At 42.3% G+C, this 22,815-nt stretch carries 12 protein-coding genes and 1 tRNA gene; 10 read left to right on the forward strand and 3 right to left on the reverse strand.

The annotated features are described in order from the left end of the window. Positions 1-163 precede the first annotated feature (163 nt). The 10 genes from WC743_RS19395 (at position 164) to WC743_RS19440 (ending at position 18,519) form a co-directional block, all read left to right on the forward strand. The gene (locus WC743_RS19395) at positions 164-1,609 is read left to right on the forward strand and encodes a SusD/RagB family nutrient-binding outer membrane lipoprotein (protein WP_373014661.1); all 1,446 of its coding nucleotides are present in this window, start codon (positions 164-166) and stop codon (positions 1,607-1,609) included. Between the two features lie 27 nt (positions 1,610-1,636). Further along, positions 1,637-3,184, forward strand: a complete 1,548-nt coding sequence (locus tag WC743_RS19400; RefSeq protein WP_373014663.1) for a DUF5689 domain-containing protein — start codon at positions 1,637-1,639, stop codon at positions 3,182-3,184. A 156-nt stretch (positions 3,185-3,340) separates the two neighbouring features. Next, positions 3,341-4,957 carry a tetratricopeptide repeat protein gene (locus WC743_RS19405; RefSeq protein WP_373014665.1) on the forward strand — a complete coding sequence of 539 codons (1,617 nt, stop codon included), beginning with the start codon at positions 3,341-3,343 and terminating at the stop codon, positions 4,955-4,957. Between the two features lie 264 nt (positions 4,958-5,221). Beyond that, a complete protein-coding gene (locus tag WC743_RS19410) occupies positions 5,222-7,999 on the forward strand; it encodes a TonB-dependent receptor domain-containing protein (protein ID WP_373014667.1) in 2,778 nt (925 codons plus the stop codon). 25 nt (positions 8,000-8,024) lie between these two features. Then, positions 8,025-9,290, forward strand: a complete 1,266-nt coding sequence (locus WC743_RS19415; RefSeq protein WP_373014669.1) for a right-handed parallel beta-helix repeat-containing protein — start codon at positions 8,025-8,027, stop codon at positions 9,288-9,290. A gap of 4 nt (positions 9,291-9,294) precedes the next feature. Continuing rightward, positions 9,295-10,392 carry a phytase gene (locus WC743_RS19420; RefSeq protein WP_373014671.1) on the forward strand — a complete coding sequence of 366 codons (1,098 nt, stop codon included), beginning with the start codon at positions 9,295-9,297 and terminating at the stop codon, positions 10,390-10,392. 373 nt (positions 10,393-10,765) lie between these two features. Next, on the forward strand, positions 10,766-12,094 hold the full coding sequence (locus WC743_RS19425) for a glycoside hydrolase family 2 TIM barrel-domain containing protein (RefSeq protein ID WP_373014673.1): 1,329 nt from the start codon (positions 10,766-10,768) through the stop codon (positions 12,092-12,094). A gap of 76 nt (positions 12,095-12,170) precedes the next feature. Next, positions 12,171-15,851 carry a glycosyltransferase family 2 protein gene (locus WC743_RS19430; protein WP_373014675.1) on the forward strand — a complete coding sequence of 1,227 codons (3,681 nt, stop codon included), beginning with the start codon at positions 12,171-12,173 and terminating at the stop codon, positions 15,849-15,851. After that, complete coding sequence (locus WC743_RS19435; RefSeq protein ID WP_373014677.1) at positions 15,848-17,575, forward strand: hypothetical protein; 1,728 nt, start codon at positions 15,848-15,850, stop codon at positions 17,573-17,575. Before WC743_RS19430 ends, WC743_RS19435 begins: the two co-directional genes overlap by 4 nt. 443 nt (positions 17,576-18,018) lie before the next feature. Next, entirely contained in the window at positions 18,019-18,519 is a 501-nt protein-coding gene (locus WC743_RS19440) for a hypothetical protein (protein WP_373014679.1), read from the forward strand. 102 nt (positions 18,520-18,621) lie between these two features. On the opposite strand, the gene WC743_RS19445 is transcribed toward WC743_RS19440, so the two are convergent. From WC743_RS19445 to WC743_RS19455, 3 genes are all read right to left on the reverse strand, one after another. Beyond that, positions 18,622-18,693: transfer RNA gene (locus WC743_RS19445), tRNA-Cys, on the reverse strand. A gap of 36 nt (positions 18,694-18,729) precedes the next feature. After that, a complete protein-coding gene (locus tag WC743_RS19450) occupies positions 18,730-21,444 on the reverse strand; it encodes a M14 family zinc carboxypeptidase (RefSeq protein WP_373014681.1) in 2,715 nt (904 codons plus the stop codon). A gap of 27 nt (positions 21,445-21,471) precedes the next feature. Then, positions 21,472-22,809, reverse strand: coding sequence for a RagB/SusD family nutrient uptake outer membrane protein (locus tag WC743_RS19455; protein WP_373014683.1), 1,338 nt, complete (start codon positions 22,807-22,809; stop codon positions 21,472-21,474). Between the last annotated feature and the right edge of the window lie 6 nt (positions 22,810-22,815).

Here is a 22,815-nt window from a genome sequence, read left to right on the forward strand (position 1 = left end):
TGTTCATGATCACCAAATGGCCGGGCTTTGACCCTGAATTTGGATCGTTAACCCTAAATGCACAGGGCACACCAACAATAGCCCGCGGCTTTGAGCTGGGGCAGTTTCCATCAACCAGAACCTTTGGCTTTAACTTAACTGTAGGTTTTTAATCAGCATAAAAATGAAAACTAAAGTATATATTATTTACGCAATAACATTTATATCAACGCTTTGCGCAACATCCTGCACTAAAGATTTTAAAGAGCTAAGCGTTAACCCTAACGCGGTTGATCACCCGCTGCCACAGGCATTATTAGCCCCTGCTATTTCAGATATTGTGGCCGGTAACATGGGCCGCAGCCAGCGAATTACAAACGAACTGATGCAGGTAACCGTAAATATGGGCGATGGCGACGGCAAAATTTTCAGGTATGATATCCGTAAGGCCGAAGCTGATTATTTGTACCGCAACTGGTATCTTGAGCTAACCAACATTAACGATGTTTATAAAGGCGGGGTAGAAACCGCAAGCAACAGTTACCAGGCTATAGCGCTTATTTGCCGCTCATGGGTATTCTCATTACTTACAGATACTTACGGTGATGTACCTTTTTATAATGCCAATATGGGTAAGGATGGTGTATTTACCCCCAAGTTTGATAAGCAAAAGGATATTTACACTGAAATTTTTAAACAGCTGGAAGAAGCAAACAACTTGCTTAAAACGGGCGCAAACGTACCATCGGCAAGTGACCCTATATATGGCGGCATAGTTACCAACTGGCGCAAGTTTGGTAATTCGCTTTACCTGCGGTTGCTGTTAAGGGTATCTGCAAAAGCAGAAATGAATGCACCCGCCAAGATCAAAGAAATGATTGATACAAGCCCGGCCAACTATCCCATCATGACCAGCAATGCCGAATCGGCTATATTAAAATGGTCGGGTACGGCGCCTTATGTATCGCCATTTGCAACCTGGCGCCCGGCAGATTGGTACACACCAAAACTGGGGAGCTTTTTTGTAGATAACTTAAATGGCTGGAGCGATCCGCGCATTGGCAGATGGGCAACCCTTGATGATGGTGAATATGCAGGTGTGCCAAGTGGTTATTTACCAGGTATGCCGCCGGCAGCAAAATCAACCCTGCTTACCGCTTTGCAAACCGAGCCTTTACTGGGCAATATCATGAACTATTCCGAACTGCAGTTTGCACTATCAGAGGCGGCTGCAAAAGGATGGATAACCTCTAAAACGGCCCAAAACTATTATGAAACAGGTGTTACAAACGCCATTACTTTATGGGGATTAACAGTACCAGCGGGCTACCTCGGCTTTGCCCAGGTAAAGTGGGATGAAACCTACAACCTGGATAAGAAGATGGAGCTTATACACAAGCAAAAGTATTACGCCATGTTTTTTACCGATCTGGAGCAGTGGTTTGAGTACAGGCGCACCGGGCACCCGGTATTACCAAAAGGTGCAGGCCTTTTAAACAATGGGGTAATGCCGGCAAGGTTAAATTACCCAACCTATGTGCAAACAACAAATACAGCTAACTACAATGCCGCGGTAGCTGCCCAGGGGCCTGATAATATTAACACACAAGTTTGGTGGCAAAAACAATAGTATTAACGCCATAAAAAATATATGTCAATGAAAACAAGATTTTTTTACATCGCTTTATGCCTTATAGCTTTGGCGATGGGTTCATGCAAAAAGCATGATTTTGCCAATGGTGAACTTAGTCCGATAATATCAGTTGGTGATTTGCGCACCCTGTTTAAGGGTGCCGATCTTACGTTAAGTAAAGATAAAATGCTGGGCGCTTACCAAATAACAGGTACAGTAATTTCACGGCCCGATTCAGGGAATGTGCCGCAGGGAGTTGTGGTAATGCAAAACTACAGGAGGGGGCAACTAAGGGGGATCTCATTCTCATTAGGGGCGGCTGCGGATAGTTATCATTCCGGTGACTCCTTATTAATTAACGTGGAAGGGACTGTTTTGAAAAGGGTAAATGGCTCTTTACAGATAACCGGTTTAACGGATGCTTCTATAAAAAAGATCTCGTCAAACAACGCGGTTAAGGTGCAATCGGTATCCAGCTATTCTATTAAAACTAACCCGGATCAGTTTGAGAACACTTTGGTACAGGTAAAAACAGCAACGGTATCACCCGCTCCAAAATTTGGAGAAACCTTTGCCGGCGACAGGTTTTTAGTGAACGGCGCTGATAGTATTTTACTGCATACAGAAGCTACCGCGAGTTTTGCATCAGCTAAATTGCCTGCCAGCGCTACGGTAGCCGGAATTTTATTTGTTGGTAAAAACAGTGCCGGTGAATCTCAGTTACAGATATGGCCGCGCGGGATATCAGATATAAGTGATATTACTGCACCGCCGGACCCTAACGCAACATTGGGTAAATCGCCGGTTGTTATTACCGGTTATATAAATGATACCAAAGGTGCAGACGGAAACTATGAGTACTTTCAGTTTTTGGCCACCCGTACAATTGATTTTTCTAAAACACCAATGGCTGTAATAACCTGTACAAACGCCGGTACTGCCGCGCCAAACGCCGGTGATGCACCGGGAGCAGGCTGGGCAACAGGTGGTGGCCGTACTTATAAATTTAACCTCACAACGGGTATCGTAAACAAAGGCGATTTCTTTTATGTGGGGGGAAGCAACAAAAAAATAAACGGGCCAAACACAACCGATATCAGCACGGCTAAATGGATCAGGGCTATTCCATATGTAACTACTGACGGTGACGGGTTTGGTGGTGCAAGCGCCGGTTTATTACCAAACAGCGGTAACGCGGGCGGTGTAGCTATTTTTGATGGTACCAACGTTGTTGAAACCTCGGTACCGGTAGATGCGATACTATTTGGCGGTACAGGTGTAACCACTATTTACAATGCAACTACCAACAAAGGTTACCGCGTGCCGGAGAGTGATCATTACAGCGCTCTTGGAGCTTCTGCGCAGCCATTCTTTTACCAGGGAACCAACACTTATGTTATCCCGCACTCAACACCTGCTGATGCCGGTATTTTTGTAAAACTGGGCGGTCAGTTTGATGCAACCGGTAAAAAATGGATAACACCCAGAAAATTCACATTCTATACTTTCAAAGCAACATCTGTACTAAGTGAAATTGAAGCCGGAACAGATATAACATCACTAATTAACTAAACTAACATAACTATCGCAATTAAAGCCGTTCGCCATTTGGCGGCGGCTTTTTTATTTGAGCCGATCTTAAAAGTCTGCAGAGTATTGACTTAACATTAACTTAATATTAAAGGGCTAATTTGGAGCCGTTTACTTTACAGCTTTAGTGATAGCCTGATGATAAAAAGTATTAAGCCTGTTTTGGTTATATGTATTTGTATAATACTGTTTAAAATTAACGTAACCGCCCAGGATCAACAGTTATTATCTGTCCGCTCACTTAGCCAAAAGCACCCCGATTCGGCTCTGATTATTTTGAAGAAGCTGCATGTACAGGCGGTAAACAAAAATGACAACATTAGCGAAGGCCTGTGTTTGCAGCAAATGGGCCAGATCTGTTATAACCAGGGCCATTATGCACAGGCGCTTGATTTTTATTTGCATGCCGATAAAATATTCAGCGCTACAAAAAACAAGGACCTTTCGGCGGCAAATATGGGCCAGATGGGGGTTTTGTATTATTATAATAAACAGTTGGATAAATCGCGGATGTTATATAACAAAGCGCTCTCCATTTACAGGCAAAGCGGCAACCTGAAAGGGCAGGCCGAGATTTTTGGCAATATTGGCCACCTGTATGAGAAAAGTCAGCGGTATGACAGCGCTTTTTATTACCAGCATTTAGCATTAAAGAATTATACCCAGATCAACTACAAGCAGGGCGCCGCTAAAATTTATGAGAACCTGGGCAGTATTTATGAAGATCTGGCCAAGTACGATTCGGCGTATACCAGTTTTAAGCATTCTTTACAGCTTTACCAGGAAGATCATAACGAAATAGGCAGCATTGAGGTGATCAATAACCTGGGCGATATTTTACGCAAAAGCGGTAAATACAAAGAGAGCCTGGTGCAATCGCATAGGGCATTGGCTATTGCCGGGCAAACAGGTAATATCTACCAGCTTGCCGCATGTACCAAAGATATAGGCAAAGCATATGAGCTAATGAACCGCATGGATAGCGCCTATTATTATGCCGAGCTCAGCCGTAAGTATTCGTTAGAAGTATATTCAAAAGAAGGGGTAAATCAAACCGCTTTTTTACAGGTATTGTATGATATCAACAAAAAAAGCGATGAGATAAACCGCTTAAATAACATCCGGAAAATTAACAGGATAATTGCCGTAGCGGTTGTTGTGGTTGCCGTGCTGCTTATTGTTTTAGGTATGGTGATCTTTAGCCGCCAACGCCTTAAAATAAAAGATCAGCATGCATTAGCCAAACAAAAAGAAGCGCAGCATGAACTAACACGCCTTGAATTAAAGAACCAACAGCTGGAAGAAGACAGCCTGAAACAGCAGTTAGAGATCAAGAGCAGGGAACTATCTACCCATACCCTAAACCTGATACAGAACAACCAGTTACTGGAACATTTACGCAGCACGCTGCAGGCCATGGTAAAGGAAGATAAACGCGATCAGAAAAAGCAGATGCAGCACATAATTTTGCAGATAAACGAAAGCTTTAACCATGAGCAGCACTGGAAAGAGTTTACAACAGCGTTTGAACAGGTGCACCAGCGCTTTTTTGATAATTTAAAGAACCATAGCATCGAGCTTACCTCAACAGATATGCGCCTTATCGCTTTGTTAAAGATCAATTTAGACTCAGCAGATATAGCTACGCTATTAGGTATTTCAACCGATAGTTTGCGTGTTTCGCGCTACCGGCTGCGTAAAAAGCTGAATATCCCGCAAGGCGATAATCTTACAGCCTTTATCCAAACCCTTTAACAGCGTTACATCAAACACTGGTATTCTCCCCTTTTTTACGACTTAACATTTTGTTAATGTAACGGTAATGAAATGGTAACGGAGATTTGTAATGTTATTAATCAATTATAAATCAATTAATTATGTAAATGTGTTGCTTTTTGATATACGACCGTTGTAACGGTGTTGCCTTTGTGTAACGCTCTGAATTTCATTGCTATTTAATGTATACACAACTTTGCGGCATCACAAATAATTGAACGTTATAACAAATCATTTTCAACAATGAATAAACTGTTACAAATTTTACTCCCGTTACTTTTTTGCGCTACAATAGCGAGCGCAGCAAAGATAAAAGGCCACGTTTATGATAAACAATCTGGCGAAGCACTGGTAGGTGCAACCGTTATTTTAGAAAAAACAGGCAAGGCAACCAGTACCGGCCTTGATGGCTCTTTCGAATTAAAGGATGTGCCGGTTGGCAAAACCACTATCCGCATTACTTATATTACCTATAAAACTATTGTGCAGGATATCGAGATCCTTAGTAAGGATAATGTTCATCTGAAGTTTTATATGGAAACCGCGTCTAAAAATTTGGGTGAGGTTACCGTAAGGGCAACCACAGGCGGGTCTAACGATCGCGATGCACGCCGTATTGAGCAGAATGCCCCCCAGGTAATGAACATTGTATCGGGCCGTGCTATTGAGGTATCGCCAGATTTAACTGTGGCTAACGTAATGCAGCGTGTATCAGGCGTCTCTATCGAGCGTAATAGTAACGGTGATGGCCAGTACGCTATCCTGCGCGGTATGGATAAACGCTATAACTACACCTTGGTGAACGGTGTTAAAATTCCGAGCCCGGACAACAAGTACCGCTATGTTCCGCTGGATCTTTTTCCTGCCGACCTGCTTGACAGGTTGGAGGTTTATAAAACCCTTACCCCCAATTTAGAAGGTGACGCCATTGGCGGTGCCGTAAACATGGTGATGAAGAACGCACCAGACAGGCTCCAGATCAACGCAAACATAGCTACCGGTTATAGTCAGCTATTTTTCGATCGTAATTTCACCAGCTTTGATGCATCTGGCATCAACCATAAATCGCCTTACGAAATAAACGGCCGCGCTTATAACGCAACCCAGGCCGATTTTCCAAAAGGTGTGTTTGATTATACTTCAAAAAAGCCTGCTCCAAATATGGTGGGCAGCATGTCTCTCGGGCAACGTTTTTTTGATAGTAAATTAGGCGTTATAGTAGCAGGTAGCTACCAAAATACTTATCGCGGAAGCAACAGTACTATATACAGCCCGACTGTAACCGGCACTGATGAATACAGTATTATCACCAACAAAAGCTATCGCGAATATTCTGAACATCAGGAACGTTTGGGTTTGCATGGCAAGGTAGATTATGCGTTTGATAAGAACAACAAGATCAGCCTTTACAACGTGTATGTTGACCTTAAAAATCAACAGGTACGTGATGCGGTATCTACTACATTCAACGGTGTTTACGATCCTGCTGCAGGTAATGCAGAGTTGGTTTACAATACCCGTAGCCGTTTAACCGAGCAAAAGATCTACAACAGCACCTTACACGGTGATCACAAATTTTTTGACGAAAAATTTAAGGTACAATGGTCGGCAGTTTATTCTACCGCACAAAACGAGGTTCCGCAGAATACCAATATTGAATTAAACGGCCTGCAGCAGAATTTCCAGAATAGCCGTACGTCATTAGTAAATACCTCACCGGTTGAAATGCGTTGGGAACGTAATACCGATAATGATAAAGCAGGGTATTTAGACCTTACTTACAACATTTTTAGAGGCAACAGAAGTTTAGATTTGAGCTTTGGTGGTTTATACCGCGATAAACAAAGGAGCGGTTTCTATAACAATTATACACTTTCACCATCTGCAGCAAATGCAGGTTTAATATACGGTAAGGATTTTCAGAACTATACCGATCTGCAATTAGTTGTTAACAACCCTACCGGCGGTGTTGCAAACCCGCTTACTTATGATGCATCAGAGAAGACATCAGCGGGTTATGGTATGTTCAATTACAAATCAAACGATTGGGAATTAATTGGCGGTGCGCGCGTTGAGCATACAAACCAGGGTTATCAGATGTTATTTGCCCAGGGAGAGTCAAGGCCTTCAGGTAACCAAATATATACAGATGTTTTACCAAGCTTAACAGCAAAATATCACTTAAGCGATAAAGAACAACTACATGCGTCATATTACAAGGCTGTTAACCGCCCGGGTTTTTATGAACTTAACCCGGGTGTTGTACCAGGCGAAGATTATGACGAAAAAGGTAATCCTGACCTGAAACGTGCGCTTGCCGATAACTACGACCTGCGTTATGAACTTTTCCCGGGTGCATCAGAGCAGTTGCTTGTAGGTGCATTTTACAAAAGGATAAAAGACCCTATAGAGTTTACCTTCCAGACGGATGGTTCAGCACACAATAATATTTATTACATACCTGGTAATTTTGGTACAGCCAAAAACTACGGCGCAGAGATAGACTATATTAAGTTTTTCAACAAAATAGGAGTTAAAGCCAACTATACCTATACGCACTCAAGCATTACCACCCCTAAAAATAAACGTCAGATAGACCCCGCCAGCGGTGATATACAAACAATAAACGTTACCCAAACAAGGCCGCTTTACGGGCAGTCAGAGCATATCGCTAACCTGTCGTTATTGTATAAGAATACCAAAAAAGGTTGGGATGTACAGATTGCCGGCGCTTACACCGGATCACGGATAATTGCAGTATCGCAGTTTTTAAATAACGATCAATGGCAGCAAGGTTTCATACAAATGGATATCTCTGCCGAGAAACGCTTTACCGGTGGCCTAAGCGCGTTTATTAAGGCAAACAATCTTCTTAACACACCAACCAAGGTGTACATCAAAGGTACTAACCCGGCAAATGATAAGATAAAAGAGGACCTTGTATCAAACGGTCATACCCTTATTCGTAACGATTATTATGGTCAGGGTTACCTGATTGGTCTAAGATATAAGTTTAATTAAACAATAAATATTAAGCACAAATAACATGAAATTTAAACAGATTTTAACAGCATTAGCATTTGCAGCACTGGCTTTTACAGGTTGCGAAAAAGCTAACATAGATGTTGATACCACTCCGCAGGATGGTTCGGCAATTGGCGAAGTATCAGGCGTTTGGGCTAAAGGCAGCATACACGAAATAAAAGGAGATATTATTATCCCCGAAGGGAAAACCCTTACTATTGAAGAAGGTGTAACCGTATTAATGGATGTGACCGCCAAACCGGAGATAGTAATTAAAGGCAACTTGTACTCGTTAGGTACTGCTGATAACCCGGTGAAATTTACCGTGAGCGATGTTTATAAAACAGAGGCGAATAAATTTGGTAAACTATGGGGAGGTTTATTGGCAACACCAACCTGCGCCGAATTGGTGCTTGACCATACCATATTGGAGTATGGCGGCGCAACCACATCAGATGCATCAACATCTGTAAAAATGGGCTTATATAAAGCAGTAGCGGGCGAAAATCTGCCTGCTCTATGGTTCTCAAACGTTAACGGAAAGCTAATTGTTCAAAACAGTATTGTACGTAACTTTCAGGAAGATTGCACCTATATTGAAGGTGGTAAGATTATTTTTGCCAATAACACATTCTACACAACCGGCGTAACCGGCGGCGAGGCCATGAACTTTAAATCGGGATGTTTGGCAGATCTGGCCTTTAACCTGGTTTACAGCTGCAATACCAATGCCTTTAAACTATCAAACAGCGGCGACCGCAACCCGCAGGCGTATATAGTTGCCTATAACAATACAATGGTTAATACAGGCTGGCGCAGGCCAACTGCAAAAGGTGGTTCGGTTTGGCTGGAAGCTACTGTGCGTACCGAATTATATAACAACCTTTTCGCTAACACCCGTTATGGTATTAAACGCGACCCTAAGAAACCGGAAGATAGCCGTTCTAAAAACAACAATAACTGGTATTATGGTTTTGACCAAACCACGGTTGACCAGTTTAAGGTTGGCAGCAATGATATAGTAGCCGGTGGCGCTAACGATATAAGGGGCACCAAAGCCGGAGAGAACGATCCAAAATTTGTGAACTACCCGTTAAACAATTCAGAATTGAGCCCTGATTATAACACTTCATGGGATTTCCATCTGCAAGGTAATTCACCGGCCTTAACAAAAGGCACTATTAACTTTACCCGTAATCATAAAGCTGGTATCACTACTGCGAATGGGATTACTTATACGTCACCTGAGCCGGCTATATATGTTGGCGCGTACGGTGCTAAATTGTAATTGAATGAAGAGAACAAATATATATTGTTTAGCACCCCTGGCTTTGCTGTTATTGAATGTTGCGTGCAAACCCGGCACCTCTACTAATCAAAATAATGCGGCAGATGCCATAAACACTGCCGAAGTTAAACCGGTAATTATTACCGAACCTGTAAAATATGATACCGATGACCCTGCCATTTGGGTAAACCCCGTAGACCCGGCTAAGAGCCTGGTTATTGGTACCGATAAAGATGCAGACGGAGCCTTGTATGTGTTTGACCTTAATGGCAAGATCATAAAAGATAAAGTAGTTAGAGGGTTAAAAAGGCCTAATAATGTTGACCTGGCCTATGGCCTGATGCTTAATGGCAAACCTACCGATATTGCTATTACTACCGAGCGGATGACACATAAGCTGCGCATATTTTCATTGCCGGATATGAAACCTGTTGATAATGGTGGTATTGACATTTTTGTGGGCGAAACAGGTAACGAGTACCGCGACCTGATGGGTATATCAATATATACCGCTAAAGATGGTAAGATGTACGCGATTGCCGGCAGGAAGAACGGCCCGTTAACAGGCGGCTATTTATGGCAATATTTATTGGGCGACGATGGCCGGGGAAATGTAAAAGCTACCCTGGTGCGCAAGTTTGGAGAATACAGCGGTAAAAAAGAAATAGAATCAATAGCGGTAGATAACGAATTAGGCTATATTTATTACTCTGATGAACAAACCGGCGTGCGCCAGTATTATGCCGACCCGGAGAAGGGGAACAAGCAATTGTCTATTATGGGTACAACGGGTTTTAAGGCAGATCATGAAGGGATCTCTATTTATAAACTGAGCGATACAACGGGCTACATCCTGGTATCTGACCAGGGCGCCAATAGGTTTCAAATATTTAGTCGCGAAGGAACCACACAAAACCCTTATGAGCATAAACTATTAAAGGTTGTAAATGTAGCCGCACGCCAAAGTGATGGTTCGGATGTTGTAAATGTTCCGCTTAACAATACTTTTAAACATGGTTTATTTGTGGTGATGAGCAATGATAAAACATTCCATTATTACTGTTGGGAAGATATTGCGGGCAAAGGGCTCAAAGTAAAATAAGATAAATTTAGCCCGGTAATTATTTAAAAATCCAATAAAAATGGACATACAAATAGTATGTCCATTTTTATTTTGCGGCATGTTGCATATCACAGTTTGGACCTATCTAAATAAAGCACTTATGGTTGTTGTTAAATGAGCTAAATAAGTTTTAGTTGGCCCGGTAAATATTTTTTTCATTTATATAAGCTATTAATATATCTTTAGTTGCTTAATCTTATACTTATAAAGGCTAATATGTGTTCATAAAGGCATCTTTGTTAGGGCACTATGATTTGGTAATTAAATAATAAAATTAATATATGTCCCTGTAGTTTATTTAAGAATAAAAAACTACATTTATCAGTATAGTTTTGAATAAAGTTAACTGGTTTTGAAGTATCTATTTTTACGTGCAGGGATATTTTCTCTTGCAATAATATCCATTTTAGCTTCGTGCACTAATCCCCCCAAAAAAGATCACTCCAATAAGGCAGTTTATATTGGTTTTAGCAAAGGCAAATACATACTTTACCGCAACAAAAAGCCATTTTTTATAAAAGGCGCTGCAGGTTACACCAATTTAAAAAAGTTAAAAGAAGCCGGCGGAAATACCATACGCACATGGGATACGGTACGCCTTGATAGTATTATTAAAAATGCCGACGCCCACGGAGTTGCCATAATTATAGGCCTGCCCATGCCTTATAACGATAATATGGACGCCTTTTACAAGAATGACGCTAAAGTTGAGGCTTTGTTTATTCGTTACCGTGCAATTATTAATAAATATAAGGGCCACCCGGCGGTATTAGCCTGGTGTTTGGGCAATGAGGTGGCTTTTCCGCTTAAACCCCAATACAATAAATTCTACACGGTTTATAATCGTTTTGTTGACATGATCCATCATGACGATCCTGACCATCCGGTTACTACTACAACTATCAATTTTAAGCGCAAATACATGTTAAGTATAACGCTCAGGACAGATATAGACTTTATTTCATTGAATATTTTTGGTGCAATTAAAACATTAAAAACCGATCTGCAAGACTTTGCATGGATATGGAATGGCCCTTTTATGATAACAGAGTGGGGAATTGACGGCCCATGGGCCGGTTCTGTGCAAACAGCCTGGGGGGCTTATATTGAAAGTACAAGCAATAAAAAAGCCGAGCAGTATTTAAATATTTATCAGAAATATATGCCTGTAAATAGCCCCGGTTTTTTAGGCTCGTCTGTATTTTACTGGGGGCAAAAACAAGAAACCACCTTTACCTGGTTTAGCATGTTTGATAAGAATGGCAATATGACGGCATCTGTAAATGTAATGCAATATTTATGGACGGGTACCTGGCCGCAGCATCACCCGCCAAATATTAATTACATGCTTGTAGATGGAAAAGGCGCACTGGATAACCTCATTTACAAACCAAATGTAATTGTAAACGCAAATGTTCTGATGATTGATAGCACCGGGAATAAGGACCTGAGGTATGAATGGCAAATACAACCCGAAGACTGGTTTAGGGTACAGCATGTTTACAACCAAAAAGCCAAAAAACCTTTGCCCCATCTAATTATTTCTGAAAGCGGGGAAGGGGTTAGTTTTCGCACCCCGTTAAAGGAAGGGCCTTACCGTATTTTTGTAAGCGTGTATGACAAAAACGGCTATTTTGCTACAACCAACACACCGTTTTACGTAGTTGATATGAATAATTAATACCTGAATGATAGCAGCGCCAACTAAAAAACAATTATTTACCCTTCGATTAATGATATTGATTGGGATATGTTGTATGGTGTTTTTTTTAAACAACTTATTTAACAAATCGGTAATAGGTTATCGCCCGCTTTATTATTTACTCATTTCAACATTTGTTTATACCTCATTTAAGGTTTTGTATGAATGGTATCATTACTGGTCAATTAGGGTACCACGGACACCCGCAATAACAAAAGAGTACACTGTAGATATTTTCACCACTTTTTTTAAGGGTGAACCCTATGAAATGATCGTGGAAACGTTGGAGGCTATACAGGCAATAACTTATCCGCATGAAACGTATCTGTGCGACGAGGCAGACGACCCTTATTTGAAAGAAATATGCAAACAACTGGGGGTGCATCATGTAACGCGTACAATTAAAATTGATGCCAAAGCCGGTAATATTAATAATGCCTTAAAGCAATCAAACGGCGAGCTATGCGTTGTGCTTGACCCGGATCATGTGCCTTTTTCAAATTTTCTTGATCCCATCGTTTCACACTTTAACAACCCCGAGATAGGCTTTGTACAGGTAGTGCAGGCCTATTTTAACCAGGATCAGGGCTGGATTGCCAAGGGCGCGGCACAGCAAACCTATCAGTTTTACGGCCCCATGATGATGACTATGAACGCGTATGGCACGGTTCAGGCAATTGGGGCTAATTGTACCTTCAGGCGCACAGCCTTAGATTCAATAGGGGGCCATGCTGCCGGCCTGGCCGAAGATATGCATACCGCCATGCAGCTGCATGCCAAAGGCTGGAAATCGGTATACGTTCCGGCGGTGCTGGCAAGGGGGCTGGTGCCTGCAACAATTTCAGCATACTATAAGCAGCAAATAAAGTGGTCGAGGGGGGTATTTGAGTTGCTGGTTACCTCATATGTAAGCTTATTTACAAAGTTTACCTGGCGGCAAAAACTGCATTACGGCCTTATCCCCATGTTTTATTTATCGGGCTTTATTTATTTATTCAACTTTTTAATTCCTATCGTTTCTCTTTTTGCCGATGTGTATCCGCTGTATATGGATTTTTCGATCTTCGCCATAATAAGCCTGCCTTTTGTTACATCAATGATTTTAATAAGGCATTATGTGCAACGGTGGGTAACGGAAGATACAGAGCGCGGGTTCCATGTAATTGGCGGCCTTTTAATGATTGGTACATGGTGGGTTTTTATTGTAGGCTTTGTTTATACTATTATCAGGAAAAAAGTACCTTATATTCCAACACCCAAAGATATTCACGAAGAGAATAATTTTACAATCAACCTGCCTAATATTATAGTACTGATTTTATCCATAACAGCTATAATCTATGGGTTATATAATGACTGGAACCCCTTTACTTTTGTTATGGCCGGCATTTGTAGTGCAAACTGTTTTTTTATGATTTTTATGCTGATGGCCAGCGAACAATTAAAATTCCAGGCCTATCAAAAACGCTATAAGTATCTTTTTGTAGTGGCTAATCATGTCAATTCGCTTAAAAGGCGTTTTTGGTTATTTAGGCGCAAAATGTATTCGGGCATCCGCAGTGCGGGGCTAATGCTCATTGTACTCTCCATTTGTTTCAGTGTTTACGCGGTTAGGTTTTCTGATCGGGAGTACGGTAAACCGGTAATTATTGGCAAGCAAAATGCTTTTTTATCCGGCTTATTTGCACCATCGCAGGCAGACGGCGGATCTACCCCGATAGATACAGTAAAGGCCTATCAGGATAAGTACAAGCTGCATTTTGATATTGTGTCGTTTTATATACCATGGGGCGATGATGAGAGGTGCTTTGTACCCGAGAAGGCAATGCAGGATGTTTATAAAAATAGTTCTGTACCGATGATCACATGGGAGCCCTGGGAAAACCTGTTTGCACAGGCAGATACCAACGGGCAGCCTTATAACGAAAAGCATGTTTTTGCCAACATCGTAAAAGGCCGCTTTGATAGCTACATTCATCGTGTTGCCTTACAGGTGAAGGCATTGAGGCGCCCTGTTTTTTTACGGTTCGCGCATGAGGCCGATAACCCTTTTTACCCCTGGTCGGCAACCGGCGGTAACACCCCTGCCGAATTTAAAGATGCATGGAAATATGTACATGATGCCTTCGTAAAAGATAATGTATATAACGTAATATGGGTTTGGAACCCATGGAAGCCTGAGGCGGTCGCGAATTACTTCCCGGGCGAAAACTATGTAGACTGGATAGGTATTACCGCCTTAAATTATGGCATTTACAGCCCCGATAAAAAATCATATACTTTTGAGCAGCTCTTCTATCCCTTCCATAAGCAGGCTGTTATAACATCGGGCTTGCCGGTTATGATTGCCGAAATGGGTACTTTAAAGCAAAACGGCAGCCAGCAGAAATGGCTAAGTAACAGCATAAAGGTAATGAAGAGAAGGTTCCCGGAGATAAAGGGCTTCGTACTCTTTAATTCGCGCTTTGACAAGAACATACCCGATGGTTCAGCCGGAACGCTCAACTGGCGTACCGCGCGTGCGAACGGGCTGTCACGTTTACTAAATACAAAGAAAAAAACAAAGCTGATCCGTTTGCCGGCCCGGCCTGCCGCTACTAACAAGGCAGGGAGCAATATAAGTTTCGCGTCAACACGCGGGGTTATTTATACAAAAGGTCAAAATTGGTACGGTAACACATATGCGCTAACAAAAAAGATCATAACTGTAGATTTTAAGAGCATAAGAGAGGCCGGGATTAATACAGTAAGGCTTTACGGCCCTAACGTTTATGATCGCACTACTTTTAAAATAGCACACCAGCAGGGGTTGAAAATTCATTATAGCTTTTGGGTAGCAGACCCGGGACATTTTGTTAATGACCCGTCTTATCTGACAATGCTTGCTAAAAATATAAAGAAAACTGTTGACGACAATAAAAACAATAAAGACATTGTTTCATGGAATATTGGCAACAACACAGTGCAGCAATTAGCTGATTATTATTATCAGCCAGATCTGTTTTATCAGCAGCAAGCTTACATTAGGTGGTTAAGGCAGCTTGTAGCCTATATCAAAGAGGCAGACCCGGGCAGGATGGTTACAACGGATGTGCTGGTATCACACACACTTAAAGAAACCGTTGCCATGATACATGATGGCGTGCCTCAGATAGATTCATATGGTTTGGTATTGAATAACTTAAGCCTGAAAGATACCGCTCAGATCAGGCAATTAAACCAGCCTTATTATTTTAGCAATGTTGATACAAAAACGTATTTCAAACTCCCGCCTGATAATGCAGGTGTTTTTGTTGGGAATTGGCAGGATCAGCAAACCGCATCGTTAGTAACGTTTGATGGCCTGAAAGATATTTGGGGCCGTAATAAGCCCGAATTTTACCAGTTGATTAATAATTGGCATAAGAAAGTTGAATACACAAACATGCCCGAAATAAAAATATTGCGCCCTTCACTAACCACCGAGCCTGGTTTAACCTTACCTTATCATGCGCTGGTACATAAGGATGGGAACTGGCATATAGCACAATATATGCCTTCGGATTTAAATTTTGAATGGTACCAGGTTAAAACAGATGGCTGGGGAAATCCCGTAGCCGTTAAGTTTTTAAACAAAGGCGCCATGTTAAATTATACTATCCCCGCTAATCCTGCCAATTACAGGCTGTACCTGATTGGCTCAAAAGGTAACAATATTACAACCGCATTATCCATATTAAACATTCCACTGCGATGAGTTTACCGGTAAAGGCTAAAAAATTATGGGTTTACATTTTCGTGCCTGTTCTGCTTATAGTTTTGGCAGGCGCGTACATTGGCGGGAAATATCGTATCAAATCGGTATTGTTTAACGAATATTATGAAAGGTCAAATGAACCGATAGTAGGCATTTATGACAGGGAACACCCCGCTATTTCACAATCCCCGTTAAATATTACGCATTGTACAGTTGTATGGAAAAGTACAGCAATACATTTTAACGATGATGGTTTAACAAAAGCTTTAAAAAAGGGAAACACCCTGATCACTGTTGAAACATGGATGAAAAATTACCTGGGAGGGCAAGATGACAGGAATGTATTATATGAGACGCTGAATGGCAAGTTTGATAATGATATTAATGAACTGGGCAATGTAATAGCAAAAAGCAGCCATGAAGTGTATGTGCGCTGGAACCCCGATATGGAAGTGCCGGCCCGCGAATATCAGTGGCAGTTTCAGTCGCATGAAAAGTATGCACAGGCGTTTAATTATGTAGCCTTAAAACTTAAAGCACTTGCCCCGCATGCAAAAATGGTGTGGGGGCCGTCGGGTTTCCCGGGTGATACAGAGTATTGGCCCGGCCCGGAACACGTTGACCTGGTTAGTATAACACTTGGCAGCAATTCTGAAAAAAGCCAGACAGCTTATCCGTTACAAAACACTGTTCCGGAAATGCTGCGGTCAAAGCTGCACCGCATGCGCTTTATTAATAAACCAATTTTAATACTTGGCTCACCAGTTGTTGGCAAAGCTAATTTCAATAAAGATTGGCTTACACAGGAATATGCTTACATGGATAAATATAAAAGCACAGTTTATTCACCAGAAAATTACAATTATAAAAACGGCGGTAAGCCTGTGAGGGCGCATTTAGCAATAGGGGTATTTGACCCAAACCGGCGGCTTATTCATGATCCGAACGTTTCTGTAGAACATCTTTTTACAGATTGGGGCGAAATACAGCGGGGTGAATTTTTGAAAAAGTTCGACTCCGTTATTAACAGGCACCATGATGTTATAGTAACGATGGAGCCATGGCGTGATATCAGCAAGAAACCCGACAACAATGTACTGCAAAGCACGCTGAATGGCCGGTATGATCCAATAATAAAAGAATTGTACGGTATTATTTCAAACTGCGGGCAAACGGTTTATTTGCGCTGGGCGCATGAAATGGAAATACCTATTCATAGATATGCCTGGCAGAGCCAGGACCCGGTAACCTATATTAACTCATTCAGGTATTTTATGCAGTTTGATAAAGGCCATGCAAAAAATATACGCAGGGTTTGGGGGCCTGCCGGCGATCGTGGTTCTGCAGACTGGTGGCCGGGCAATGATGTGGTTGATTATGTTAGTATAGCTATTTATGGCCTGCCGGATAAGAACATTACCGATCCTAATAAACAAGAAGCTTTTAATACCATATTTGACCGTAAATATCATCGTATGCGGTTTTTAAACCGGCCCTTATTCATAACAGAAATAGGTGTGAAAGGCCCCGAAGAGTATCAAAAGAACTGGCTTAAAGGCGTTGCTGCCACCCTTATCAGTAACCGGCATGTTTTTGGGGTGTGTTACTTTAACTTATATGATAACCCTAAGGCCTGGGGTAACATTAAAGCCCCCGACTGGAGCATATCTCCTCAAAATATGCAGACGTTTAGCAATTATTTTACAAATAATAAGAAGAATTAGCCTACCGCTAGCCCAATGTCATTTCTAAGGAAATACCCCATCGGGGTTAAAGCTTTGTAGTAAAATAATCGGGTAGCTATACCGTGCCATCGGTACGGAACTACGCGATGTTGCGTACCGATGGCACGCTAAAATGTTTAATTATGATCGTTCTACAAAGCTTTAGCACCTAACGGCGCTATTTATAAAAATATATTTCCTTAAATAATGACATTGACCGCTAGCTACCTGTAAAACATAGGATCATTTATTAATTGCGCCCGTAAAGCAATACTGCTTGCGCGTAAATTTAATGGGCTTTTCTTAAGCATAGAAAATCATAACACTGTGCCTGATATGTGAAGGGTATTGTGCGAAATATGTAACCATAATGGCTTTAGTTTAATCATGCTTTCTCTTACATTTAATAATTATCTAATTATCAATTAATTATAACTGTATTTATGGGAGATACACTTTTTCCTTCGGCTTTAAACGGAGAGCATACATTGAACGACCATTCAACAGTCCGCGTAAATAAAGAAGCGGATATTAACAAACCCGTATCTGTTATTGAACAAGAACCACAAGCAATTCCTTTGTTTGTTAGAAAACGATTACGCGGATGGTTCATAGCATTTTGGGGTTTTACCGTTTGCCGTTATCTTTTTGGCATTGGGGGTGTTCTGGCATCTACAATTGCCGCTGTATCTGCAGATGCCGGTATCAGGACGTATTGTAGTGTAATAGCTGCTATCTGCATTGCTATCATCGGTTTTGTAAAGCCCGATGACAGCTATAGAAGGCACGTTGTAGCATGGCGTTACCTTGATGCCAAGGCTAATTTATACGCATACAAATTGATATCAATTAAAGAATTACTTAATGCCATGAGTGAGGCCGAACAAATGATAGACCTAACTGAAAGAAATATTACAACTAATACTGTAAGCGCTGGTTCATAGCAATAAATACGAAACTTAGCTTTTCAAAAATTTTTATGAGGCGGCCGCAAGGGCCGCCGCTTTCAATAACAATAGTATTTTTTCCACACGGCACCCCTAAAGAGGCGTGGGGACGGATTCGAACCGTCGTAAAAGGTTTTGCAGACCTCCGCCTAACCACTCGGCCACCCCGCCATTTAAATGCCCCTAACAGGGGCATTTATTTTTTTATTATAACTCGCCAAAACCGCCGCTGCCGCCAAGCAGATTGGCAAAAAATATAGCGTTTAAAAATAACCTGTTTGTACCCAGCCAATAGCCGCGGTAAGTAGGGTCATCAGCAAATAATACTACTTCGCCGTTACCGCTGCTCACTGCAATTATTGCAGCCGAATTAGCTACTTTTAAAATGTTTGTTTTTGATGAATACCCGTTTACAAAAGGCCTGGCTATATACTGCGCTACAGTTGCATACTTGTTGCTGCTGGGCAACAAAATAGTTGGGCCGTTCTTATTAATATATAGCTTTCGGTTTGTTATGCCAAACGCGATAGGGTTTGTAATGTCAAGATCTGCCTGGAAAATAGCCCCATTGATACGCCTGGAACCTTCTACATCTTCCTGCCGGGCATAATCCAGTCTGCCCTGCAAATTCTTCTTTGATGCAACGGTTGTGTCTTTAACTGCCGCGTTATTATTTTGGCGGTTTGTTACAGCTGTTTGTTCAGTTGCATCAGCTTTAACGGTGTTACCTTGTTGTGCAGGCGGCGGCGTTTCATTCCGGCCGCCCCGGTTGGCAAAATCAGCTTCAACTAATTTTTCTTTAACAAGCCCTTTTTGTATCGCCCAGGCAGTAGCTGTTTGAAAAGTGATCAGGGTTCCACCATCATTGATCCAGGCTTTTATCTTTTCTATAACGGCGTTATCCCAGGTGCTGTAATTGCCACCCGGCAAAACAAGCGTATTATACCTGCTAAGTGATGCCCTTGCAAAGTTGCTCAAATCAATTTTAGTTACCGGCAAATCAAGTTGCTGGTTAAGCTGAAACCAAACCTGGCCAGCCTCTGAGGCGGTTACACCCTGCCCAAACGCCAGTGCTACCTCGGGCTTGCGCACGGCTTTAATATTATTGCTGCCTAAATCAATCCCTTCAGCACTAAAGCCACCATTAACTGATAGGATATTGATATGTGTGCCTGCTGCTACTTCCTGTACTGCTTTGTATAAAGAATCGGCAGAGATGCTTTGCGCAACAACCGGTATCACTAATGACCCCGGGCCGTACGCCCTTTTACCTGAAGATGTATTAACAGTAAAAGATTTAAACGCGGTTTTAACCAGTACATTTTTAAGCTGTAACTGATATAATGCCTTGCTTGCATTATAATCACTATAGTTTAGTAAATAAGCGTAGGCAGACCGGCCGCCTTCAACTTCGCCTTTTAAAAGATTTACTTTAGTCACTTCTGCCGCCTTTGCCACAGTGGCATTAACTTTCGCATACTTTAAGCCGTAAGCGTGAATAATGCTCCAGCCTGTATTATCGTAGTAAATGCTGTCTTTAAGAATGTTTTCCTCAAACAGGGAATGTACCAGCAGGAAGTTAGGTTGTGCCGATGGTACTACATATGCCTTTCCTTTTTCAAAGGTGTTTCCCTGCTGACTAAAGTTATTACTCAACTCATAAACTTTTATGCGGTGCTGTAACAATAAGCCCAGGAATTTTTGGGTAAGGTTAATGTCTTTGCTATCGCCGAAAACATAGGATTTCGCCGGGTTTTTCTGGCCTTCATCCAGCGCATATTTAAAGAAGTCTTTTTGGACTTTAAACAAACCCGTTTTTTCTGCTACGGCGCCTCTGATGGTTGAAAAGCTGGTAGCTAAATGGTTACGGATGGTGAATGGAAAAGTAACCAGGCCGTTTGTAGATTCCTGCACGATACCGCGTGAGCTGGCCTGCTCAAAAGTTGCCGCCACAGAACCAAAGAACTTTGGATAGGTTGAACCGTATATGGGCGACAGGTTATCATAATTCTCCTTTGTGAAATAAAATGACCCAATGTCATCCAATGCCTTTGCGTGGTATTTGGCCAGTATGGTTTGATAATCATAAAGAAACTGTGGCACTATCGGGCTTTCATGGCGTTTAGGGGTAGGCTCAAAATAATAAGTGGCGCTGGTGCCCTGTTCATGAAAATCAATTTGTACGTTAGGGTACCATTGATGAAAGAACTCAATACGGTTACGGCTTTCTACCTGTACCAGGTTAAGCCAGTCGCGGTTTAGGTCGGTAAAATAATGATTGGTGCGCCCTGCCGGCCATCCTTCCACATGTTCTTTATCTATCGGATCGGCCACCGGCGGAAAAGAATGGTAAGCATTATGCCAGTTAGCCGCGCGGTCCCTGCCATCAGGATTAAGGCAAGGGTCAATAAAAATAACCGACTCGTTCAGCCATTTCTGCGTTTCGGCATCCTGGCTGGCAGCAAGATAATAACCCGTAAGCAGGCTCACTTCGGTACTTGACGTTTCGTTACCATGTACGCCATAGCCCAAATTAATAATGATAGGCGCATTAGCGCTCAGCACTGGTTTTGCCGGGTCTATCTGGTTAAGATGTTCCTGCCTGATCTGTTCTAACCTGTTATAATTAGCAGGAGAGGTAATAGTAACAATGACCTGTTCGCGTTGTTCATAGGTTTTGCCAATTGTTTGCACATGCACCCGGTCGCTTACACGTGCCAGTTCCCTGAAATAGGCATAAACCTGTTCTACCCGTGTAAAGTAAGAACCTATGGGATAGCCCAAAAATTGCTCAGGTGTGGGGATCTTACTGTTTAAAGCCCCTGCCTTAGGGAAGTAATAATTATTTTGGGCGGATACATCCTGTATGGTGAGGAACAAAATGGCCAGAAGCCATCCTGCAAAGAAGTGTTTGTTTTTCATTTTTAAATATTGATGTTTAAGGTTTAATTAATAGCCGGGGTTTTGGGTTACATCAGGGTCTGAAAGGATGTCGGAATACGGAATAGGGAACAGCCAGTAATTCCGGTTAGTTAAACCGAGTACCACGCCTGCTCTTTCGGTCCTGACCAGGTCAAACCAGCGGTGTGCTTCAAAGGCAAATTCTACACCGTTCTCATCTTCTATTGCCTGTAATAGCTGGGCCTGTGTGGTAGCAGTAACCGGCGGGGTATCGGCCCTCGTCCTAACCGCATTCAAATCCGCACCTGCTTGTGTTAATTTGTTTTGCTGCGCCCTTGCTTCGGCACGTATCAGGTAAAGCTCCGCTATCCTGATCAGGTAGGATGGGTCTGTTCCGGTAGCGGTTGTATTATACAACACCCCATAAACAGAGCTGCCGCTCCCCGCAATAAGTGAGTTACGTGTACCGCCAATTGCCGGATTGTTGAGCCTGGCTACCAAAGCGTCAGATGGCTTTAAGGTATATTGCCCTCCTGCAGAACTGGGGTACCAAAGGTTCCAGTAGGTGTTACGGTCATTAACAGAATAAGCAAGCTCCAGCACAGACTCCGCCGTTTGGAATGGCGCGGTAAAAAAAGTCTTATAAGGCTTTACCAACGTGTACTTGGTGCTGTTAATTACCAAAGTGGCATATGCTTCTGCATCGGCCCATTGTTTGCGGTACAGGTACAGCCTTGCCCGCAGGGCCCTCGCCGCACTTTTTTGGGCGCGGTTTCGTGTGCCGGCATCTTCCGGAAGCAATTGTTCGGCCTTTATCAGATCGGCCAGCACCTGGTCATAGGTTTGGTCAAGGGTGCTTCGCTTAATACCTTTTAAAACAGTTAGGTCTGTTGTTGGCTGTAGCTGCAACTGCACACCCCCCCAACCCCTGGCCAGGTCAAAATAACCCAGGGCCCTTATAAAATAAGCTTCTCCTAATATTTTGTCTTTTTCGGCGGAGGTAAGCAAGGGATCGGTTACGGTGGGTACATAAGTGATAACACTATTGGCAGAATTAATGGCCCGGTAAATGCCCTGGTAGGCAGCAACCGTAATAACGTTATCCGTAGGTACCGCGTTTTGGTCTAATTGCAGGTATTCACTCAGGGTTCCGTTAAAAATTACATTATCTGTGGTAATGGTACCCAGTGTTGGATAGCTTGACGCATAATAGCCTTGTACCCTGTCATATGCACCAATGATAGCGGCCCGTGCGGTATTGGCATCGGTAATAGCGCTTTCGGTAGGTAAGGCATTGTTTGGAATTTCTTCCAGATACTTTTTGCAGGATGTTGCGGTAAGCAAAACTGCAAGTATAAATATGTTTTTTATGTATGATGGTTTCATGATTTT

The organism is Mucilaginibacter sp., from assembly GCF_041660805.1.
Taxonomy (GTDB): Bacteria; Bacteroidota; Bacteroidia; order Sphingobacteriales; family Sphingobacteriaceae; genus Mucilaginibacter.

What these genes read in the sequence shown, in the direction of transcription:
- WC743_RS19400 (WP_373014663.1), top strand. Translation starts at nt 1,637, where the DNA reads ATGAAAACAAGATTTTTTTACATCGCTTTATGCCTTATAGCTTTGGCG.
- WC743_RS19450 (WP_373014681.1), bottom strand. Translation starts at nt 21,444, where the DNA reads ATGAAAAACAAACACTTCTTTGCAGGATGGCTTCTGGCCATTTTGTTC.
- WC743_RS19435 (WP_373014677.1), top strand. Translation starts at nt 15,848, where the DNA reads ATGAGTTTACCGGTAAAGGCTAAAAAATTATGGGTTTACATTTTCGTG.
- WC743_RS19430 (WP_373014675.1), top strand. Translation starts at nt 12,171, where the DNA reads ATGGTGTTTTTTTTAAACAACTTATTTAACAAATCGGTAATAGGTTAT.
- WC743_RS19420 (WP_373014671.1), top strand. Translation starts at nt 9,295, where the DNA reads ATGAAGAGAACAAATATATATTGTTTAGCACCCCTGGCTTTGCTGTTA.
- WC743_RS19405 (WP_373014665.1), top strand. Translation starts at nt 3,341, where the DNA reads ATGATAAAAAGTATTAAGCCTGTTTTGGTTATATGTATTTGTATAATA.
- WC743_RS19410 (WP_373014667.1), top strand. Translation starts at nt 5,222, where the DNA reads ATGAATAAACTGTTACAAATTTTACTCCCGTTACTTTTTTGCGCTACA.
- WC743_RS19440 (WP_373014679.1), top strand. Translation starts at nt 18,019, where the DNA reads ATGGGAGATACACTTTTTCCTTCGGCTTTAAACGGAGAGCATACATTG.
- WC743_RS19455 (WP_373014683.1), bottom strand. Translation starts at nt 22,809, where the DNA reads ATGAAACCATCATACATAAAAAACATATTTATACTTGCAGTTTTGCTT.
- WC743_RS19415 (WP_373014669.1), top strand. Translation starts at nt 8,025, where the DNA reads ATGAAATTTAAACAGATTTTAACAGCATTAGCATTTGCAGCACTGGCT.
- WC743_RS19395 (WP_373014661.1), top strand. Translation starts at nt 164, where the DNA reads ATGAAAACTAAAGTATATATTATTTACGCAATAACATTTATATCAACG.